Here is an 18,997-nt window from a genome sequence, read left to right as displayed (position 1 = left end):
CCTCCTGGAACCGTGGGGCGTGCGTTTCTCCACGCTATGCACGACCACGGGGGAGGTGAATTCTGCGGTTCCCGCCCTCCAAAGGCGGGCGGCGGCATCCCGTGCCCCGCTGTGGGAGCTCTACAAACTCACAGGGTGTTTACGGTTGCGCATCGACAAGGGGCTCTGGAGCAACGTCACGCGTGCGCGCCTCACCGCGACGCTCGTGCAGCCGCACGACCCACCAGCCATACACGCCCAGCGTCACGGCCGTCACGGCGACACCGATGGGGCTGCCCTCCGTCGACGAGGTGTCCATGAGGCCGACCGCCCCCAGGATGAAGATGAGCCCGTTGTTGATCACGTGCGCCACGATTGCCGCCTCAAGGCCGCCCGTGCGCCACGTAATCCAGCCCGCGAAGACGGCGAAGACGGCGACGTCGAGCGAACCCCACACGTCATAGATGTGACCCGCAACGAAGAGCGGCACGGGCAGCAGGATCGCCCATGCCGGATGCTTCAGCCACGTGCCGATCGTCTGCATGAGGTAACCGCGGAACACGTACTCCTCCGCCGTCGCCTGCACCGGCACGAGCAGCAGTGTGAACGCGATCAGCAGCGCCGAGTCGGCACCCCACTCCGGCATTGCCACCGGTTCACCGAAGACGAGCGGCAGCACGAAGACGTAAACGGCGAAGACGACGAGGAACACCGCGAGCGCCGGAAGGGCGAGCCGAAGCATCCACCCCCAGCGCAGACGCCCGACGACCGACGAGAGCAGGCCGACGGGGCGTGGGCCCATGATGAGCGTCGCGAGAATGATCGCGGGCAGCATGAGGGCCACGGATGCGAGAGCGAACGCCAGCATCCAGGGGTCAGACATGTCGATCGTGCCCTCATTGATGAGGCGCTCGAATGCGCTGCCCGGCTCCGCCGCGAAGAACGCGTAGATCACCACAGGCACCGCGATGACCACCGTGAAGATGATGTAGATGGCGAGGGCAATGAGCCCCGTGACGAGCGGCTTCCACCAGCTCGAGCGCGGCCAGGACTTGGGGAGGCGGTGGTAGTCGTAGGTCACGGGTCGATCCTACGGGGGGCCGATGTTGCGGAGTCCAGTCGGGCACCCCACCGCGCCGCGAGTCGGCCCGAGGCCCCGCCGCGCGCATTTCTGTGCGCGACGCTGAAGTTTAGGCGTGCGCGCGGCGCACAGAAGTGCGCGCGCCTACTCCACAGCGCCGCCGACGCGGCCAGGCTCCACAGGACGACCGCTTCCCCCACCCCCGCGCGCGACCCGAACGCAACACTCACCTCATGGACTCAGGCCGAAGCATCCCGAGCATCATGCTCAACCGCAACGCGCTCGCGACCGGCTCCGCGAACCTGCTGCGCAGCGGAATCCGATCGGGTGCGTATGTGCGCGTGCGACCCGGCGCCTACGTCGCACGGGAAGACCGCGAAGGGGCGAGCGACGATGAGCTGTACCGACAGCGAACACTCGCGGCTGCGGCATCCGCTCGGCGCCCACTCGTGTTCTCGCACGACTCGGCCGCGAACATGTGGGGCCTGCCGTGCGTCGGCGAGTGGCCGCCCAGAGTGCACGTGCTGGCGCCACGCGACACCGGCGGGCGCTCACACGGGGACATCCACCGTCACTGCCTCGGAGACGACCCGCATGCTGTCGTGATCGACGGGGTCAGAGTGACGTCGCTCGCGCGCACAATCGTGGATGTCGCCTGCACGTCAACCTTCATGCGCGCCGTCGCCATGATCGACAGTGGTCTCCGGATGCCACGCAGCGGCGAGACCCGCTGGAACCTCGGCCGCGCACACACCACCAAAGACGAGCTTCGGGTCCTCCTCAACAGGATGCTGCCGTACCCCGGGTCAGCAAAGGCATTCAGGGCAATCGAGTTCGGCGACGGGCTCAGCGGCTCGGCGCTCGAATCAGTCAGCCGAGTGCAGATACATCTGCTTGGTGTCCCCAAGCCAGAACTCCAAGTGGCCTTCTCCGACGAAGACGGACACATCGGCGATGCCGACTTCTATTGGCAGCACCTCGACCTCATCGGCGAAAGCGACGGGAGAACGAAGTACGCCGGCCGGGAGGCGTCGCCCTCGGGCAAGAGCGCCGAGCAAGTTCTGTGGGAAGAGAAGCAACGCGAGGACCGGATGCGTGCCGTGACGAGCGGATTCATGCGGTGGGACTGGAACACCGCGATCTCCCGGCACCGCTTCGCCGCCAAGATGCGCAAGCACGGCCTGCTACCGGGGTGACAGGGCCGCGGGCGGTGTTCTGGGTGCGGGGCTCAACGGTTTTTGCGGGGCGCGCACCTTTGTGCGCGGCGCGCATGTCTGAACAGGCGCGTGCCGCACAAATGTGCGCGCGGCAGTCACTGGGGCCTGGGCATCCGCGTAGCCTCAGCTTGCGGGGTGCGCTGGCTCTGCCTGCCAGAGGGCCAGGTAGTTGCGCTCGGCCTCGGTGAGGGGGCGGCTCACGCCCGCAGCATCCATCACCACCATCGTCGCGCGCGACTCGACGACCACACGATCATTCTGCGTCGCGGTGAAGAGCATCTCGTACGACTTGGTGCCGATGCGCCCAATCGTGATGGTGACGTCGAAATCGGGACCGCACTCCACCTGGCGGCGATAGTCGATGGTGAGGGATGCCACGATCTGCCCCCGCTCGAAGGTGTCGATTCCGTCGTTCGCGACCGCGCTGCGGCGCCACGCCAGGCGGGACTCCTCCAGGAGGGTCGCGATGCGGGCGTGGTTGACGTGGCCGTTGAGGTCGAGGTCAGACCAGCGGATGGGCACGGTGATGGTGGAGCTCCGAGACATCCCCTGATCGTAGTGAATGGGCCGCCTTCACAATTCAGGAGCTCCTGAGTTGGGAAAGGGATCTCCTGAGTTGGGAAAGGGATCTCCTGAGTTGGGAAAGCTAGATCGAGTAACTGCCGCTGTCGTCGAAGAACTGGGCGTCGAACTCGTGCACGGGCTTGGGCACCTTGGGCACGGCGGGGCTGCCGACCAGCACGGTGCGGGGCGGGGCATCCGTCAACACGACGGAGTGCGCGCCGACGACGCAGCCATCGCCCAGGGTGATGGGTCCGAGCACGGCGGCGCCCGCCCCCACCGTGACGTTGTTGCCGAGGGTCGGATGCCGCTTCGCCCGCCTTGAGGACCGCCCGCCCAGGGTGACCCCGTGATAGAGCATGACGTCGTCGCCGATCTCGGCTGTCTCGCCGATCACGACACCCATGCCGTGGTCGATGAAGAAGCGGCGGCCGATCGTCGCCCCCGGGTGGATCTCGACGCCCGTAATGAAGCGCGCGAACTGCGACACGGCGCGGCCCAGGAAATAGCGACGCCAGCGCCACAGGCGATTGGCGACGCGGTACCACCAGATCGCGTGCACACCCGAGTACAGCCAGAACACCTCCGCGTTGCTGCGGGCGGCGGGGTCGCGCAGGCGCGCGGTCGCGAGGTCCTCCCGGATGCGGGAGAAGACGCTCACGCGGCATCCCTCACAAGCGCGACGCTGGACCCGGGCACGGCGCTCAGGTTCCGGGAGCCTGAGCGCGAAACGGGGCGAGCATCCCGCCGAAAAGCGAGCGCGGCGTGAGCGCAGGCACGACGCCGAGGGGCGAGCGCGGGGGCGGATGCCTCACCCTGCGCCCGCGCGAAAGGCCGGGCCCGCAGCATCCGGGACCCGGCCTCGCGTGTGACGCCTGGTGTCGGCACTTAGTCCTGCAGGTGCTCGAAGAGCACCGTCGAGAGGTAGCGCTCTCCAAAGTCGGGAACCACGACGACGATCGTCTTGCCCGCGTTCTCGGGGCGCTTCGCGACCTGCACGGCGGCGCTCACGGCGGCACCGGAGGAGATGCCGACGAAGATGCCCTCCTCTGCGGCGAGGCGGCGGGCGAAGTCGAGTGACTCGTCGAGGGTCACGTCGATGACCTCGTCGTAGATCTCACGGTTGAGCACGTCGGGCACGAAGTTGGCGCCGAGGCCCTGGATCTTGTGGGGGCCAGCCTTGCCCTCCGTGAGCAACGGCGAGTCGACGGGCTCGACGGCGACGACCTTCAGCTCTGGCTTGCGCTCTTTGAGCAGGCCACCGGCACCCGTGATGGTGCCGCCCGTGCCGATGCCCGAGACGAGGATGTCGATGCCACCCTCGGTGTCGGCCCAGATCTCCTCACCGGTCGTCTTGCGGTGGATCTGCGCGTTGGCCTGGTTGCCGAACTGGTCGGCCCACACCGAGTTCGGGGTGTTGGCGACGATCTCCTGCGCCTTCGCGACCGCGCCCTTCATCCCTTCCGAACCGGGGGTGAGGATGATCTCTGCACCGAAGGCGCGGATGACGCCGCGGCGCTCCTTCGACATCGTCTCCGGCATCGTGATGATGACCTTGTAACCACGTGCCGCACCCACCATGGCGAGAGCGATGCCAGTGTTGCCGCTGGTCCCCTCGACGATCGTCCCACCGGGCTTGAGGGCTCCGGATGCCTCGGCGGCATCGATGATCGCAGCACCGATGCGGTCCTTGACGCTGTTGGCGGGGTTGTAGAACTCGAGCTTGGCGAGCACGGTCGCCTCCGCACCATCCGTCACCCGGTTGAGGCGCACGAGAGGGGTGTTGCCGATGAGGTCGGTGACGTTGTCGTAGATGCGTGCCATGTGAGCTGCTTCCGTCGAGGGGGTGGGTAGGTAATCACCATAACTTTGCATGCTGTGCAGCGGCAAAAGGTTACGGACTGAGCTGCGCGGGCTTGGGAAGCGCGGTAGGCAGACAAGTGACCCCCGGGGCCGAGGCCCCGGGGGTCGCTTCCGTCATTTCCTTACTCGGTGCCCGGGCGGCGGCTCAGGCCCACCACCGCGGCTCCCAGTGCGAGCAGGCCCGCTCCGAGCAGGCCCAGGGAGCCCGCCTCGGCACCCGTGATCGGGAGACCCCCGCCGGCACCCGTGCCCGCCACTGCGAGGTAGGTGAAGGCCGCAGCAGCCGAGTCACCGGACGGCGCGAGCACCACGACGTCGACCACGCCGGGAGCACCCGCCGGAGTCGTCGCGAGGATGCGCCCGTCGGTCACGACCGTGAACTCCTCGGCGGGTACCCCGCCGATGGTCACACCCGTGGCACCGCCCAGGTTTGCACCATCGATCGTGACCACGGTGCCGCCAGACTCGGGACCCTCGGTCGGGCTGAGACTCCAGATGATCGCGTCATCCGTGTACTCGTAGCTCTCCTCGACGGTGGCGGCGCCGCAGTCACCGGCGCCGACGACCACGACGTCGACCGTGCCACTCGTGCCGGCCGGAACGACGGCCGTGATGACCGTGTCGCTGACGACCGTGAACTCGGCCGCCGGCACCCCGCCGAATGTCACAGCGGTCGCACCCGTGAAGCAGGCGCCCACGATCGTGACGGTGTTGCCGCCATCCTCAGGGCCGACGCCAGGGTCGACAGCATTGATCGACATCACCGCGAAGTACGTGAAGCCGAGCGGCGCGCTCGGGCCCGCCTCGTTGAGCACGACGACCGTCGCGACGCCGGCCGCGTTCGCGGGCGACACCGCCGTGAGCTCCGTGTCACTGACGATCGTGACGTCGGTCGCGGGCATTCCAGCGAACGTCACTCCCGTCACCCCATCACCGGCCTCGAAGCCGGCACCCGTGATCGTGACCGTCGTGCCGCCCGTCTCGGGGCCGCGATCAGGCGCGATCGACGTGACCGTCGCGGCGCCAGGGGCCAGGTACACGAACTCGGCGGGTGCCGAGTCGGCGACCGGATGCTCGACCACGACCTCCACGACACCCTCGCCCTCGGGCGTGGTCACCGTCACGGTCGAGTCGTCGACGACCTCAAAGTCGGTGCCCGGAACGCCATCGAAGGTGACGTCCGTGGCATCCGTGAAGCCCTCACCGATGATCGTGACCTCGGTGCCGCCGTCCACAGGACCTGAGTCGGGGGTCACCGAGGTGATCGACGGCACGTTGACGTACGTGAAGTCGACGGGGTCGGAGCTGCCTCCGGGACCCGTCACGACGACGTCCGCGACGCCGGGAGCCCCCGCGGGCGAGGTCGCCGTAATCGTCTCGTCGTCCACGACGACGAATGCGGTCGCGGGCACACCATCGAAGGCGACGGAGGTGGCAGCCGTGAAGTCGGTGCCCGTCAGGGTCACCTCGGTGCCGCCCGTCTCGGGACCCTCCTCGGGGGCGATCGCCGTGATCACGGGCTCGTCCAGGTACTCGTAGGCGTCAGGCAGCGTGCCCGGGCCGCAGTCGCCGGTGCCCACCACGACGACATCCACGACGCCGGGGGCACCCGCAGGCACCTCGGCCGTGATCGTCGTATCACTCACGACCTCGAAGTCGGGCGAGGAGACGCCAGCGAAGGTGACATCCGTCGCACCTGTGAAGCAGTCACCGATGATCGTGACGACGTTGCCGCCGTCCTCGGGACCAGTGCCGGGCGTGACCGTGTCGACCGAGGTCACTGCGAAGTACTCGAAGTCGAGCGGGCCAGATGCACCCACGTCATTCGTCAGCACGACACCCGCGTCGCCCGGCGTGCCAGCGGGCGAGACCGCCGTCACCTCCGTGTCGCTCACGACATCCACATCCGTTGCGGGAACGCCGTTGAAGGTCACCGCCGTGACCTCCGCCAGGTCAGTGCCCGAGATTGTCACCGGGGTGCCACCCGTCTCAGGGCCGCGGTCGGGCGTGATGCCCGTGACCGCGGGAGCCCCCGGAGCGACGTAGGTGAAGTCGAGCGGGGCCGAACCAGCGACCGGATGCTCGACCACAACGTCGACCGTGCCGGCACCCGCGGGCGTGGTCGCCGTGATCGTCCCGTCATCGACGACCGTCACGTCGATCGCCGGAACACCGTCGAAGGTCACGTCGGTGGCGCCCGTGAAGCCCTCACCCGTCAGCGTGACGGGCGTGCCCCCTGCCTCAGGACCGAAGCGCGGATCGATGTCGGTGATGCCGGGGACGTTCAGGTACGTGAACGTCGCGGGGAGTGACCCACCGAGTGGTTCCGTCACCACGACATCTACCGGGCCCGGCGCGTGGGCGGGAGTCGTCACCGTGATCGTCGTGGGGTTGACGACGGCGAAGCCGGTGCCGGGGATTCCGTCGAAGGTCACGCCCGTGGCATCCGCGAAGTCCGTGCCGGTCATCGTCACGACCGTGCCACCCGTCTCGGGACCCTCATCTGGTGCGATGGCGGTGATGGTCGGAAGCACGGGAGCGCGGACCGTCGCCGAGGCCAGATTGACCTCCGCAAGCGTGCCGAGGATCGGCAGCACCGACACCGTCGCGGCACGCTGCGTGAAGGTGTCGGGCGTGACGAACGCGCCCTCCGCCGTGAACTCACCCGGCGTCTCCTGCACGTTGGCCGTGATCGAGACCAGCTGGCTCACGAGGCCGACGACAGGGCCGAGCGCCGTCACCGCGGTCGCGACGGCAGGCTCGAAGAGACCATCTCCGATGCCGACGCCCGTGATGGCCGCGCCCAGGGGGCCGACGATCGCGGGAAGGAAGGTGCCCGTCAGGTATCCGAGCACGGGACCCGTCACGTCGCCGATCGGCACAAGGTCGCCAAGCGCCGTCGACTCATCGAGGACATCCGGCGCCTCAGAGCCTGCCACGCCGAGGAAGTCCCCGACCGTGCCCGCGAGCGTCACATCGAGGGCGACGACATCCTCACCGAACGCGGCGACCGTGCCCGTGATCGCGATGTCGAGCACCTGGGCGTTGAGCGTTTCCTGCGTCGTGGTCACGAGGGCCGCGGGTAGCTGGCTCAGCGCCGAGGTGATGGCGCCGCCAGGAGCGACGAGCCCGGCCAGGACGGCGGAGTCGATGAGCTCGGTGTTGGGCGCGAGGTCGTTCAGCGTGCCGCCTGGCGCACCGAGCAAGGTTGCCAGGTCGAGCGTGATCGTGCCCGCCGCGACGTTGATCGTGGCTGCGCCGTCAGCCGAGACCAGCGGGGGAAGGCTCGAGACCGCCGCCGAGAGGTCGGTGTCGAGTGTTGCATTCAGGGCGAGGCCGTCGATGTCGACGAGGCCGCCGAGCGCAAGCTCGAGGATGGCATCCAGGCCGCCGCCGAGGTCGAGCCCGTCGAGCGCCGTGTCGAGGGCGCCGCCCTCCGCAGCGATCGCGTCGACCAGGGTCGACACCTCGGCAAGGTCGCCCTCGAGTTCGCCCACCAGTGCGCCGAGCGCCGGACTCGTGAGCACCAGGTCGCCACCCGCGATCTGGTAGTCGCTTGTCAGTACGCCACCCGAATTGGTGGCCGTACCAGAGACCGCTCCCAGTTCGACCCTGAGGTCGTCGATCAGGCCGTCGGCCGCGGGGACGCCCCCGAGCAGGGCGCCGAGATCCACGAAGGCGTTGTCCTGCACACCGCTGCCGCCGACGTCGATGGTGCCGTCGCTCAGCACCGCACCCGAGGCCGCGCTTGCGACCGTCGGCGTCGTCGACGCGTACTGCTGCAGGGCGCCGACACCCACCACACCATCGGTGCCGAGCAGCGAGACACCGCCGATCTCGATGCCCACGGCGTCGAGCACCGTGAGGTCAAGCGGCGCCGTCTCCGCGCCGGGCTGGCTCGGGCTCGCCGTATACGCCGGGGCCAACGACGCGACGCCGTTGAGGTTGACCGCCCCTCCCCCGCTCAGCACGCGACCCTCCGCCTCTGTCGTGTCGGTCGCGAGCGCGTATCCCGGTGGCACTGCCCCCAGCAGCAGAAGGGCCGCCACGCCCGTTGCGGCGGCGCCCTTCGTGAGTAACGGCGACCTCAGTCGCCCGGAAGATCGAGAACGTGTGTGCATCCGTGCAGCTCCTCTTTCGTGGACTGGCCAGGCCGCTGACGTCCCCGAATGACCTCAGCGTCAACCCTGCGTGTGCGCTCAAGGTATACATGCACAGGGCATATATACAAGGGGCGAGTGCTGAAAACTGTACAGAACGTTGCTTCTACCTGGGGCCTGACGTAGGTTGAAAAAGTGACCCCCGCCCCACACCGCGGAACACCGCAACGAAGCGCGCCGGCCGCCGCTGCCCAGACGCTGGGCGAGCGAATCCGCGACATCCGTGCCCGCGACCGCCTGACGAGAACGGATGTCGCGGACGCGAGTGGGCTCAGCCCCGAGCAGCTGCAACAGATCGAAGCGGGCCTCGTCGACATCGAGTTCAAGGTGCTCATCCGACTCGCTTACGCGTTGCGCACCGACCCGGGAATACTCATCGGTGGAGTCACCCACGACCACTAGGCGCGATCCTCTAGAGTGCATTCATGGCTGCACCCGACGCGGCACCTGAACCGGCGCCCGAGCCCCCGACCTCCGCGGCACGCCCGCGCTCGGGCCGTTCGAGCGCGACCGAGACGCTCGGCGAGCGGGTGCGGCAATTGAGGCTCGCCCTCGGCGCCAGCCAGGAGACCATCGCCGAACTCGCCGGCGTGCACTGGACCCTCATCGGCCAGGTCGAGCGCGGCCAGCGCAACCTCACCCTGCACAATCTCATCCGCCTCGCCGCCGCGCTTGACACGGATCCCGGTGTGCTCGTCGCCGGCATCACGCCCGACGACCTGCCAGAGGAGCGCAAGCGCGAGTCGAAGGCGGATGCCATCCGCCGCGAGCGCGAGTCCCGCTAGGGGCTACACGCTCCGCGAACGGCGCAGCGCGACACGGCGATGGCCGGCCCCCCCACGGGAAGCCGGCCACTGCCGGGGTTTCGATGCGGCTGGGTTTCGATACGCTTCGCTACTCAACCCACGGGTCAGCCGAAGAGCCACTCCAGGAGGTCGGCGAGCTCGGCAAGGGCGTCCTCGATCGCCGCCGCGATGGCACCGAAGATGCCGCGCGGCGCGGGCTTCACCTCGCGCTCACCCGAGGTGGCCGAGCCATCGCTGTAGCCCTCCGCGCTGGCCGTGACAGTGACGCTCAGGTCGCTGCTGGCATCCGCCGCCACGATCCGGTAGCGCTCACTCGTCGCGCCCTGGATGGGCTCGCCGTCGCGGTTCCACTGGTAGCTGAACTCAACACCGGGCACGCTCCAGCGACCCTCGTTGACACTGACCGTCTTGCCGACTCGCACAGCCCCCGTGACGCGGGGCTCCTTGAGTGACTCGATGGCCTCCTCGGCCGGGTCGTCCGCGAGCTCGATCGGCACCGCGACGCTCGTGCCGACCTCCGGCACCGACACGACGAGCGACTGGGCTCCGGAGAGTCCGGCCGGGATCGTGATGGTGACGGATGCCCGGCCCTGCTCGTCGGTCGTGTCAACGATCGTCGCGTCGATAGGCGCGGTGGCGAGCACCTCCCCGTCGAGCGACACCTCGACCGTGGCATCCGCGGGCCCGCCCTGGCTGAAGATCAGGGAACTCAGGTCGAGGGTGACCTGCTCGCCGGCCGCATAGGGGCCGGGGGCGGAGAAAGCGACGCCGACGGCGCGCTGCTCGTAGTCGACCCCGATGAGCTCGTTCTGCTCGAAGTAGTCGACCATCGCCTGCAGGTCGATGCGACCAGAGTCTGCCGTGTCGGTGCCCTCGGCAAGGGTGGCGAAGTTGTCGCCGCCGGCCGCAAGGAAGGAGTTCGCCACGACCCGGTAGCTGGCAGCCGGGTCGAGCGGCTCGCCGTTGAGGGTGATCGACGTGACGCGCTCACCCTGCGCTGCCGTCGGGTCGTAACTGTAGACGAGCCCAGCCGAGACACCGAGCTTGAGGAACGGGCGCGCGGCACCCTCCGGCTGCCACTGCTCCTCGAGCACCTGGCGGATCTGCTCACCCGTGAGGGTCAGTGTCGTCAGGGTGTTGGCGAAGGGCTGCACGGCTGCGGCCTCCGCGTAGGTGACGTTGCCGTCTGGGTCACCCTCGCCGCTCGACTCATAGACGAGATCGGCGCGCAGGCCGCCCGGGTTCATGAAGGCGATCTCGGCACCCAGCTCTGTCGCGGCCCACAGCTGCACGTCGGCGACGAAGTTGCCGAGGGTGGACTCGCCACCCCGGTTCTCGGAACCGCTCGACTGCACTGCGCGGGTCAGCGACTCCTCAATCTGCCCAACGCTGACCGAACCGAGCTCGTCGGCGATGGCCTCAGCCTCGGCGACAATCGCCGCAACCTCGGGGTCGGGCTCGAAGCCGGTGAGCGGCAGCACCTCGGCAGTGAACTCGATGACCTCGCCGGTCTCCGGGGCGACCGTGAGGTCGAAGTGGCCGAAGTTCTCGCCGTACTGGCCGGAGCCGACGACGAGACGCGGGCGGTCCATGCCCTCGACCTCAATCTCGTGGTCGTAGACGAGGTGCGTGTGGCCGGCAACGATGGCGTCGACCTCGGGGCTGAGGTCGGTGACGATCTGACCGAAGTCCGAGTCATCCGTCGACGCGGTGATGTCGACCGAAGCCGCACCCTCGTGCACAAGGAGCACGAGCACGTCGGCTTCACCATTGCCGTCATCGCCATCCGTGAGGTCGCCGGCGACCCGGTTTACCTCACTGATGATGGGGCGCACCTCGAGGGTGTCGATGCCGCTGGGGCTCACGAGCTCCGGCAGGTCCTCCGTCATGGCGCCGATGTAGCCGACACGCACGCCGTCGAACTCCTGCACGAAGAACTCCTCGTAGGCGGGCTCGCCTGTCGCGGTGTCGTAGAGGTTCGCCGCGAGGTACGGCCAGTCGACCGCGGGGAGCACCCGGTCGTCGACGTCGGCGCGCCCCTGGTCGAACTCGTGGTTGCCCAGGGCACTCACGTCGAGGCCGATCTCGCCCAGCACATCGATCGTCGGCTGGTCCTGCTGGATGAAGGAGTCGAAGGTCGAGGCGCCGATGTTGTCACCGCCGCTCACGAAGGAGGTGTTGGGGTTCTGCGCGCGGAAGGCGTTGACCATGCCACCTAGCTGGGCCGCCGCCCCGAGACGACCATGGAAGTCACTGATCGAGAGGATGTCGATCTCGACGGGGGCAAGCTCAGCGCTGACGCCCACGGTGATGGGGTCGTGGTCGCTCGACCGGTAGACCGTGCCCACCTCGGCGGCGCCGAAGGAGTAGCCACGGTCGGACCATTCGGGAGCGTTGATCGACCAGACACCCGCGCCCGTCACATACTCAGCGAGCGACGGGGTGGCGAGGATGTGGTCGAGCGATCCGAGCTCGCCATCGAAGGTATAGGTGTACTGGCCGTCGGTGCGCGCCGCGACGAGGTCGACATAGCCGGCGCCCGTGAGCACCTGGATGGGGTCTTCCTCCGAGTAGGCGTTGAAGTCACCGATCAGGAAGACGTCCTCGGACTTCTCCGGGTCGGCGGCGATGCCATCGACGATCGCCGCGAGGCGCTCAGACATCGCCACGCGCTCCGCAGTGAACTGGCCTTGTCCGTCGGCGGGCTCCTCACCGTCGCCCCCCTTCGACTTGAAGTGGTTCGCGATGACCGTGAAGACCTTGCCGGTGTCGACCGACTCGAAGGTCTGCGAGACCGGCTTACGCGCGATGTCCCACACGGGGTCGAGGTCAGTGAAGGAGTCACCGACCGGGGTGACCGCTGCCGGCTGGTAGATGATCGCGTTGGAAATGAAGTCGGTGGTCGCAGGGTCCGCAAGCGCTGCGGGCGTGCGCACGTAATCCCACGTTCCCGCGCCGGCAGCGGCGTTCAGCCCGCCGACCAGATCGGCGAGCGCCTCGTCGAGCGGTTCGCCCAGCTTGACCGAGTTCTCAATCTCCTGCAGTGCAACGACCTCGGCACCGAGCCCGTTGATCGCCGCGACGATCTTGCCCTTCTGGATCTCGAAGGCTTCCGCCGTGTTCGCGCCACGGGCATCCGAGTTCTCGGAGCGCAGCGTCGTGAAGTAGTTGTAGACGTTGAAACTGCCGACCTGGAAGTCGCCGCCCACCGCGGGCGCCTCAGCGGGCCGCAGGTTCGTGCTCGTGAAGGTGGGCTTCGCCTCCGCCGGGCTGGCGTCGGTCAGCGGCGTCGTCGGCTGCAGGCGCCAGTCGTCGAAGCCGTAGGAGAGGATGAACGACTGCCCGAAGTTCACGGTGTCGCCATTGCGCACCACCTCGCCTGCCGTGAAGTAGGGCTGGTCACCCTGGTGGGCGTTGTTGTTCACCTGAATGCTGTAGCCATCGTCGAGCAGGATGCGGTTGGCCCTGTTGGCGGCGGCGACCGCGTCTGCGGCGGGCCCGGCATCCGTGGCCTCGGTGCTCTTGACGGCGAGCTCACCGACATTGAGCCAGAGCGTGCCGTAGTTGTAGAGCTGGTGGCTCGAGCTGACGAGGTAGTCCCCCGTGGGAGCGACCAGTTGGCTCTCATAGGCCTCGCGCGCATCGCCGACGACCGTGTCGGGGAGCGGCGTCGCCTCTGGCACGCCGGCGCCCGCTTCGACAAGCTCGGTTGCGGCCGCCGAGGTCGCGCTGACCTGGGTGAGCCCGAAGTACTCACTGACGGGGCCCGTCACCCGCACGAGATCCCCGATCGCGACCGCCGGGTTCGCGTTAGAGAGGAAGACGAAGATTCCGTCGGAGACGCCGGGGGTAGCATCCGTCGCTCCACCGGAGCCCTGGGTCTGGATGACCATGCCACGGTAGCCGGATGCGCCGCGATAGTCGGCCGTGACGACACCCTCGACCGTGACGGGCTGGCCGACCAGTGGGCTGCTCGCCCCCGCGCCCTGTACCTCGGCGATCGAGTGCGTGACCTCGGCGGCGGTGGCGCTCGTCGCTCCCAGGCCGGAGAAGAGCAGTGTGAGTGCGCTGGCGGATGCGAGGGCCGCGAGCCGGCCCCTCCGTGCTGAGCGATGCGTGGGGGCCGAATCGGCGGGCTTCTGCATGTGTGCGTCTCCATGTCACGCGCGTCACGACGGTGGGACGCGCAAGCTCTCTCCCCCCGTATGGGGGTTCCCCGAGTGGGGGACAAGGTGACGCTAACGCAGGGCATGGACGTGGACAAGTGCTCATATGTTGCGTCACGGAGAGTTCACCCGGGCGACACGTGTATCGCCGACGCGGGCACGTGAGTGGCCAAACTTTGCGCCAAGGGAGCCATGGATCCCGAAACTCTGGCCACTCAGGAGACGGGGCGAAGGGCACGCGCTGGACCACTAACGTTGTGCCGTGCTCACAGTGCTCATCGGACTCGCCGGCGCACTGTTCTATGGCTCCGCCGACTTCCTCGGCGGACTCGCCTCACGACGCATCAGCAGCATCCGCGCGACCGCGATCGCGGGCTTCGTCGGGCTCGTCGCGCTGTGCCTCGCCCTTCCCGTCATCGGCGGGAGGTGGTCATTCGAGGCTGTGCTCTTCGGGGCACTCTCGGGCGTCACGGGCGCTCTCGGCCTCGTGCTGCTGTACGCATGCCTGGCGATCGGGCCCATGAGCATCCTCTCGCCGACGACCGCGCTCATGTCGGCCGTCGTCCCCATGTCGGTCGGCCTCGCGGGCGGCGAACGCCTCGCCCCCATCGGCTATGCCGCGCTCGGACTCGCGCTCGTCGCGGTCGTGCTCGTCGGTTTCGTGCCGGAGAAGGATGCCGTGCGGCCCAGCCTTCGGGCGGTCGCCATGGCCGTCGCATCCGGGACCCTCATCGGCATGTTCCTCGTCTTGATCGACCTCACGCCGGACGACTCCGGCCTCGTGCCTCTCGTCGCCAACCGTGCCACCAACACGGTGCTGCTCTTCAGCGCGGTCATCGTGCTCGCCCTCATCGCTCGGCGACGGATGCAACGGGCAGACGCCCCCATCACCGACCCCTCCGACGTGGTCGCCGCAGCCCACTCACGTCACCCATGGAAAGCCGGACTCCTCTTTGCAGCCTCGTGCGGCGTGCTCGACGCGACGGCCAACACGCTCCTCCTCGTGGGACTCCGGCTCGGCGACCTCAGCGTCATGGCTGTGCTGACCGCGATGTACCCGGCGGGCACGATCATCCTCGCGGCGATCGTGCTGCGGGAGCGGCTCACGCGCGCGCAGTGGGTGGGGCTGGCGCTGGCGGTCGCGGCGGCGGGCATGCTGTCAGTCGCGTAGAGCGGCTTGCAGGAAAGATCGGCCCGTCACGAGGGCACCGGAACGACGAAGGCGCCCCACCCTGTCGGATGAGGCGCCTTCGCGTTGGGGTTTCGATACAGCCCTGGCGGGCTTACTCAACCCGCGGGAGCAGTTACAGCCCGGCGAGCTGGTCGAGCAGCTCATCGCCCGGCGCGACGTGGTGCATGGTCGCGTCGATCTCCGCGCGACCCAGCAGCTCATCGATGCGGCGCTGGCGGTTGCGGGTCGTCAGCGTGACGACCGTTCCGACCTTGCCGGCACGACCGGTGCGGCCGGCGCGGTGCAGGTACGTCTTGTACTCGTCGGGTGCGTCGGCCTGGATCACGAGCGAGATGTCGTCGACGTGGATGCCGCGGGCCGCGACATCCGTCGCCACCAGCACGTTCACGCGACCGCTGGTGAGCAGCTGCAGGTTGCGCGTGCGCCGGCCCTGGTTGAGGTCGCCGTGCAGCGAGGTCGCGGGGATGCCGGCGTCCTCGAGCATGTCGGCGAGTTCCTCCGCGAAGGCGCGGGTGCGGGCGAAGACGAGCTTCTTGCCCTCGCCGCCCGCGAGCTGCTCGATGACGGCACGCTTGTCGCGCTGCTCGATGAGGAGCACCTTGTGGTCGATCGTGCTCGACGCCTGGTCTTCGCCAGCGACCTCGTGCACGGCCGGGTCGACGAGGAACTCGTTGACCAGCTGGGCAACACCCTTGTCGAGGGTCGCGGAGAAGAGGAGCTTCTGCCCGCCATCCATCGTCTCGCGCAGGATGCGCTGCACAGGCTCGAGGAAGCCGAGGTCGCACATGTGGTCGGCCTCGTCGAGGACAGTGACCTTGACCTCGCTGAGGTCGAGGCGGCCCTGGTCGACGAGGTCTTCCACGCGGCCGGGCGTCGCGATGACGATGTCGACACCGCGCTGGAGCGACATGACCTGCTTGTGCTGCGGCACGCCGCCCACGATCGTGGTCGTGAAGAGGCCGACGCTGCGCGCGATGGGCTGCACCGTGCGGTCGATCTGCATCGCGAGCTCACGGGTGGGGGCGAGGATGAGGGCGCGGGGCTTGCGGCCCGGCTTGCGACCCTTGCCGCCGTTGTTCTCCATGAGGCGCTCCACGAGAGGCGCGCCGAAGGCGATCGTCTTGCCGGAGCCGGTCTTGCCGCGGCCGAGCACGTCACGACCCGCGAGCACGTCGGGGATCGTCGCCGCCTGGATCGGGAAGGGAGCCTCGGCGCCCATCGCCGCGAGCTGGCGCGTGATGTTGTCGCCGATGCCGAGGTCACCGAAGGTCTTGCCCTCGACCTCGCCGGCCGTCACGACCTTGGCCTCGAGCTTCTCGAGCACGACATCGTCGTGCGGGGTGAAGGAGCGGGTCTCGCGCTTCGGGTAGAGGTCGCTGTCGCGACGCGGCGGGCGCTCATCGTAGGAGCGGCGCGGGGCGCGGTCGTCGACGTCACGACGCGGTGCACGGTCGCTGAAGTCACGACGCGGCGCACGGTCGTCGAAGTCACGACGCGGCGCGCGGTCGTCGAACGAGCGCTTGGGGCGGTCGTCGAAGCTGCGCTGCGGACGGTCACCGTACGCGGGGCGCTCGCCGCGGTTGTATGCGGGGCGCTCGCCACGGGTCGGCCGGTCGCCGTAGGAGGGACGCTCACTGCGCGGCGCGCGGTCGTCGAAGTCACGACGGGGGGCGCGGTCGTCGAAGGAACGCTTGGGGCGGTCATCCGAGTTGCGCTGCGGGCGGTCGTAGGAGCCGCGCTGCGGACGGTCGCCGTAGGACGGACGCTCAGTGCGGTCGCCGTAGGACGGACGCTCGGTGCGGTTCGGACGGTCACCGTACGAGGGACGCTCACCACGAGCCGGACGGTCGCCGTACGAGGGACGCTCGCTGCGGTTCTCGCCGCGGTTGTAGGCGGGTCGCTCGCCGCGAGCCGGGCGGTCGTTGTAGCTGGGACGCTCGGTGCGACCGTAGGAGGGGCGCTCGGTGCGCTGGGCGCGGTCACCGTAGGGTGCGCGGCCCGTTGTGGGGCGCTCCTCGCGGGGCGTCCAGTCGGGGCGGCGGTCGCCGGAAGGGCGGCGGTCGCCGGTGCGGGCGGCACGATCATCCGCTGTCCACCGCTTCTTCGGCGCGGCGGCGGCGGGGGCGTCAGCCTTGTAACCGCGGTGTCCAGGGCTGCGGCTACCGGCCTTGGAGCCGGATGCGCTGCGCGCGCCGAACTTGGCGCCGCCGGTGCGGGGCGCAGAGAGTTTCTTTGAATTGGGCATGGTGCTTTCCGGGTTGTACTCAATGCATGGCAGGGCACAGCACCTTTAGCTGTACTACTGAGGAAACCCGGGCAATCTTTGGCCAGGACCGTTCACATACGTGATTTTTCCGAGGACACCATGGAGTAGATGGTGTGTGGAAACCGGCCCGAAAGACTTACAAACCCATACGCGAGAACTCGCGCTGTCTAGAGCCGACCCATCTACGGTACAGGAGCGAAGCCGGAAAAGCGAGGATAGCCTTGAGGTTAGCTCCACCCTCCTGAAGACAAGGCACGCACCATCTCCCCCATCGACGTCGCCCTCGCGGCGCTGCCCATCGCGCTTGTCGCGACCCTGCTGGCCTTCCGACTCAAGCCGATCCCGGTCGTGCTCGGCGCCCTCGCGGTGACCCTCGCGCTGTCGTTCCGGTTCCCCCTGACGACGGATGCCCTTGCCTCCGGCCTCGACCGGCTCGTGCCCGTCTTGGTTGCGGTGTCGCTCATCATCCTCGGTGGCGTGCTCCTCAACGAGACCCTCGCGGTCGCGGGGGCGCAGACCCGCATCGGCTCGTGGTTGCGGGCGGCGGCACGGGACCATGACCGCTCGGTGCTGCTCATCGGCCTCGCGGTCGCGCCCCTCGGCGAGTCGCTCATCGGCTGGGGCATCGGCATCGTGATCGCGGTTCCGCTCCTCGTCCAGTTGGGCCTCTCGGCGACGAAGGCGGCCACGATCGCCCTCCTCGGCATGGTCATCTCGCCGTGGGGTTCGCTCGGCCCCGGCCTGCTCGTCTCGGCAGGGCTTGGCGGGGAAACCCTCCGCGATGTCGGCACGTGGGCCGCGATCTTCAGCCTTCCCGTGCTGCTCGTGATGGGTGCCGCGGTCGCGATCGTGGGCTCCGGATGGCGCGCGGCCGTGCGCCGCTCGGGCGAACTCCTCGCGATGGTCGCCATCATGTGGGTCGTGCTGACGGCCACCAACCTCTGGGTGAGCGTTCCCCTCGGCGGTGTGCTCAGCGCCCTCGCCGGTGCCCTGTGGCTCCTCCTCTGCGCGCGCATCGGTGGCGGACGGTTCCCCCGCATGGACCGCGCGACCGCGCGCTCTCTCCTCCCCTACGGGGTACTCGTCACGGGACTGCTGGGCATGACCGCCCTCACCTCCTTCGTACCCCTGGGCGCGGCATCGGGAGTGCTCGCGAGCCCCGCACTGTGGCTCGTCATCACGGCGGCGGTCACTCCCCTGCTGCTCGGTCTCGACCGGGCGACCACCCGCGTCGGGTTCGGCAAGGGGATGCGCACCTTCTGGCCGCTCTGGTTCGTGACCGTGCTCTTCATCACCTTCGGTGCACTGCTCGCCGCGAACGGCATGGCCGCAGCGCTGTCGGAGGGTGCCGCGATGCTCGGACCGGGCTTCCTCTTCGTCGTGCCGCTGCTCGGTTTCATCGGCGGCTACGCGACGACCTCCAACACAGCCGTCGCCTCGATGTTCTCGGCGGGCGTCGCCCACGTCGCGACCGCCCTCGACGCCTCGCCCATCGTTGCGCTTGGCGCGCAGAACGCTGCGGTGGGGCCCGCGGTGGGGGCCTCGCCTCCCCGCATCGCCCTCGCCGCCGCCATGGCCGACGACAACCGCCCCGAGGGAACCCCCGCTGCCGACGTGCGCTACGCCGCCCTCGTGCTGCTCGCAGCCAACGGAATCATCCTCGCGATCCTCACGCCGGTTGCGGTCCTGCTGGCGCAGTGAGCCTG

General features: G+C 68.8%; 12 protein-coding genes. 5 read left to right on the top strand and 7 right to left on the bottom strand.

From position 1 onward, the window contains the following. Positions 1-139: 139 nt before the first annotated feature. Positions 140-1,060 carry a CPBP family intramembrane glutamic endopeptidase gene (locus tag FVA74_RS02020; RefSeq protein ID WP_147720131.1) on the bottom strand — a complete coding sequence of 307 codons (921 nt, stop codon included), beginning with the start codon at positions 1,058-1,060 and terminating at the stop codon, positions 140-142. Positions 1,061-1,293: 233 nt separating this feature from the next. Between FVA74_RS02020 and FVA74_RS02015 the strand changes: the two genes are divergently transcribed. Continuing rightward, positions 1,294-2,256: a hypothetical protein gene (locus FVA74_RS02015; RefSeq protein WP_147720130.1), complete on the top strand. Its 963-nt coding sequence runs from the start codon at positions 1,294-1,296 to the stop codon at positions 2,254-2,256. 144 nt (positions 2,257-2,400) lie between these two features. On the opposite strand, the gene FVA74_RS02010 is transcribed toward FVA74_RS02015, so the two are convergent. The 4 genes from FVA74_RS02010 to FVA74_RS01995 all read right to left on the bottom strand — a co-directional run bounded on the left by FVA74_RS02010 (position 2,401) and on the right by FVA74_RS01995 (position 8,822). Continuing rightward, complete coding sequence (locus FVA74_RS02010) at positions 2,401-2,823, bottom strand: thioesterase family protein (RefSeq protein ID WP_147720129.1); 423 nt, start codon at positions 2,821-2,823, stop codon at positions 2,401-2,403. A 100-nt stretch (positions 2,824-2,923) separates the two neighbouring features. After that, positions 2,924-3,499, bottom strand: coding sequence for a serine O-acetyltransferase EpsC (gene epsC, locus FVA74_RS02005; RefSeq protein WP_147720128.1), 576 nt, complete (start codon positions 3,497-3,499; stop codon positions 2,924-2,926). A gap of 227 nt (positions 3,500-3,726) precedes the next feature. After that, the gene (cysK, locus tag FVA74_RS02000; protein ID WP_147720127.1) at positions 3,727-4,662 is read right to left on the bottom strand and encodes a cysteine synthase A; all 936 of its coding nucleotides are present in this window, start codon (positions 4,660-4,662) and stop codon (positions 3,727-3,729) included. 161 nt (positions 4,663-4,823) lie between these two features. Next, on the bottom strand, positions 4,824-8,822 hold the full coding sequence (locus FVA74_RS01995; protein WP_147720126.1) for an IPT/TIG domain-containing protein: 3,999 nt from the start codon (positions 8,820-8,822) through the stop codon (positions 4,824-4,826). A gap of 174 nt (positions 8,823-8,996) precedes the next feature. On the opposite strand from FVA74_RS01995, the gene FVA74_RS01990 reads away from it, so the two are divergent. Together FVA74_RS01990 and FVA74_RS01985 are read left to right on the top strand one after the other, a co-directional pair. Next, the gene (locus FVA74_RS01990; protein ID WP_147720125.1) at positions 8,997-9,263 is read left to right on the top strand and encodes a helix-turn-helix transcriptional regulator; all 267 of its coding nucleotides are present in this window, start codon (positions 8,997-8,999) and stop codon (positions 9,261-9,263) included. 23 nt (positions 9,264-9,286) lie between these two features. Further along, complete coding sequence (locus FVA74_RS01985) at positions 9,287-9,646, top strand: helix-turn-helix domain-containing protein (RefSeq protein WP_147720124.1); 360 nt, start codon at positions 9,287-9,289, stop codon at positions 9,644-9,646. Positions 9,647-9,771: 125 nt separating this feature from the next. On the opposite strand, the gene FVA74_RS01980 is transcribed toward FVA74_RS01985, so the two are convergent. Beyond that, complete coding sequence (locus FVA74_RS01980) at positions 9,772-13,812, bottom strand: ExeM/NucH family extracellular endonuclease (RefSeq protein ID WP_147720123.1); 4,041 nt, start codon at positions 13,810-13,812, stop codon at positions 9,772-9,774. Between the two features lie 283 nt (positions 13,813-14,095). Between FVA74_RS01980 and FVA74_RS01975 the strand changes: the two genes are divergently transcribed. Further along, a complete protein-coding gene (locus FVA74_RS01975) occupies positions 14,096-15,004 on the top strand; it encodes an EamA family transporter (RefSeq protein ID WP_147720122.1) in 909 nt (302 codons plus the stop codon). 133 nt (positions 15,005-15,137) lie between these two features. Here the strand turns inward: FVA74_RS01975 and FVA74_RS01970 are convergent, their stop codons facing one another. Further along, positions 15,138-17,270 carry a DEAD/DEAH box helicase gene (locus FVA74_RS01970; RefSeq protein WP_147720121.1) on the bottom strand — a complete coding sequence of 711 codons (2,133 nt, stop codon included), beginning with the start codon at positions 17,268-17,270 and terminating at the stop codon, positions 15,138-15,140. Positions 17,271-17,552: 282 nt separating this feature from the next. Between FVA74_RS01970 and FVA74_RS01965 the strand changes: the two genes are divergently transcribed. Next, entirely contained in the window at positions 17,553-18,992 is a 1,440-nt protein-coding gene (locus FVA74_RS01965) for an L-lactate permease (protein ID WP_370454493.1), read from the top strand. Positions 18,993-18,997 lie beyond the last annotated feature (5 nt).

The organism is Salinibacterium sp. dk2585, assembly GCF_008001035.1.
GTDB lineage: Bacteria > Actinomycetota > Actinomycetes > Actinomycetales > Microbacteriaceae > Homoserinimonas.
This window is presented reverse-complemented; position numbering and strand designations above follow the sequence as displayed.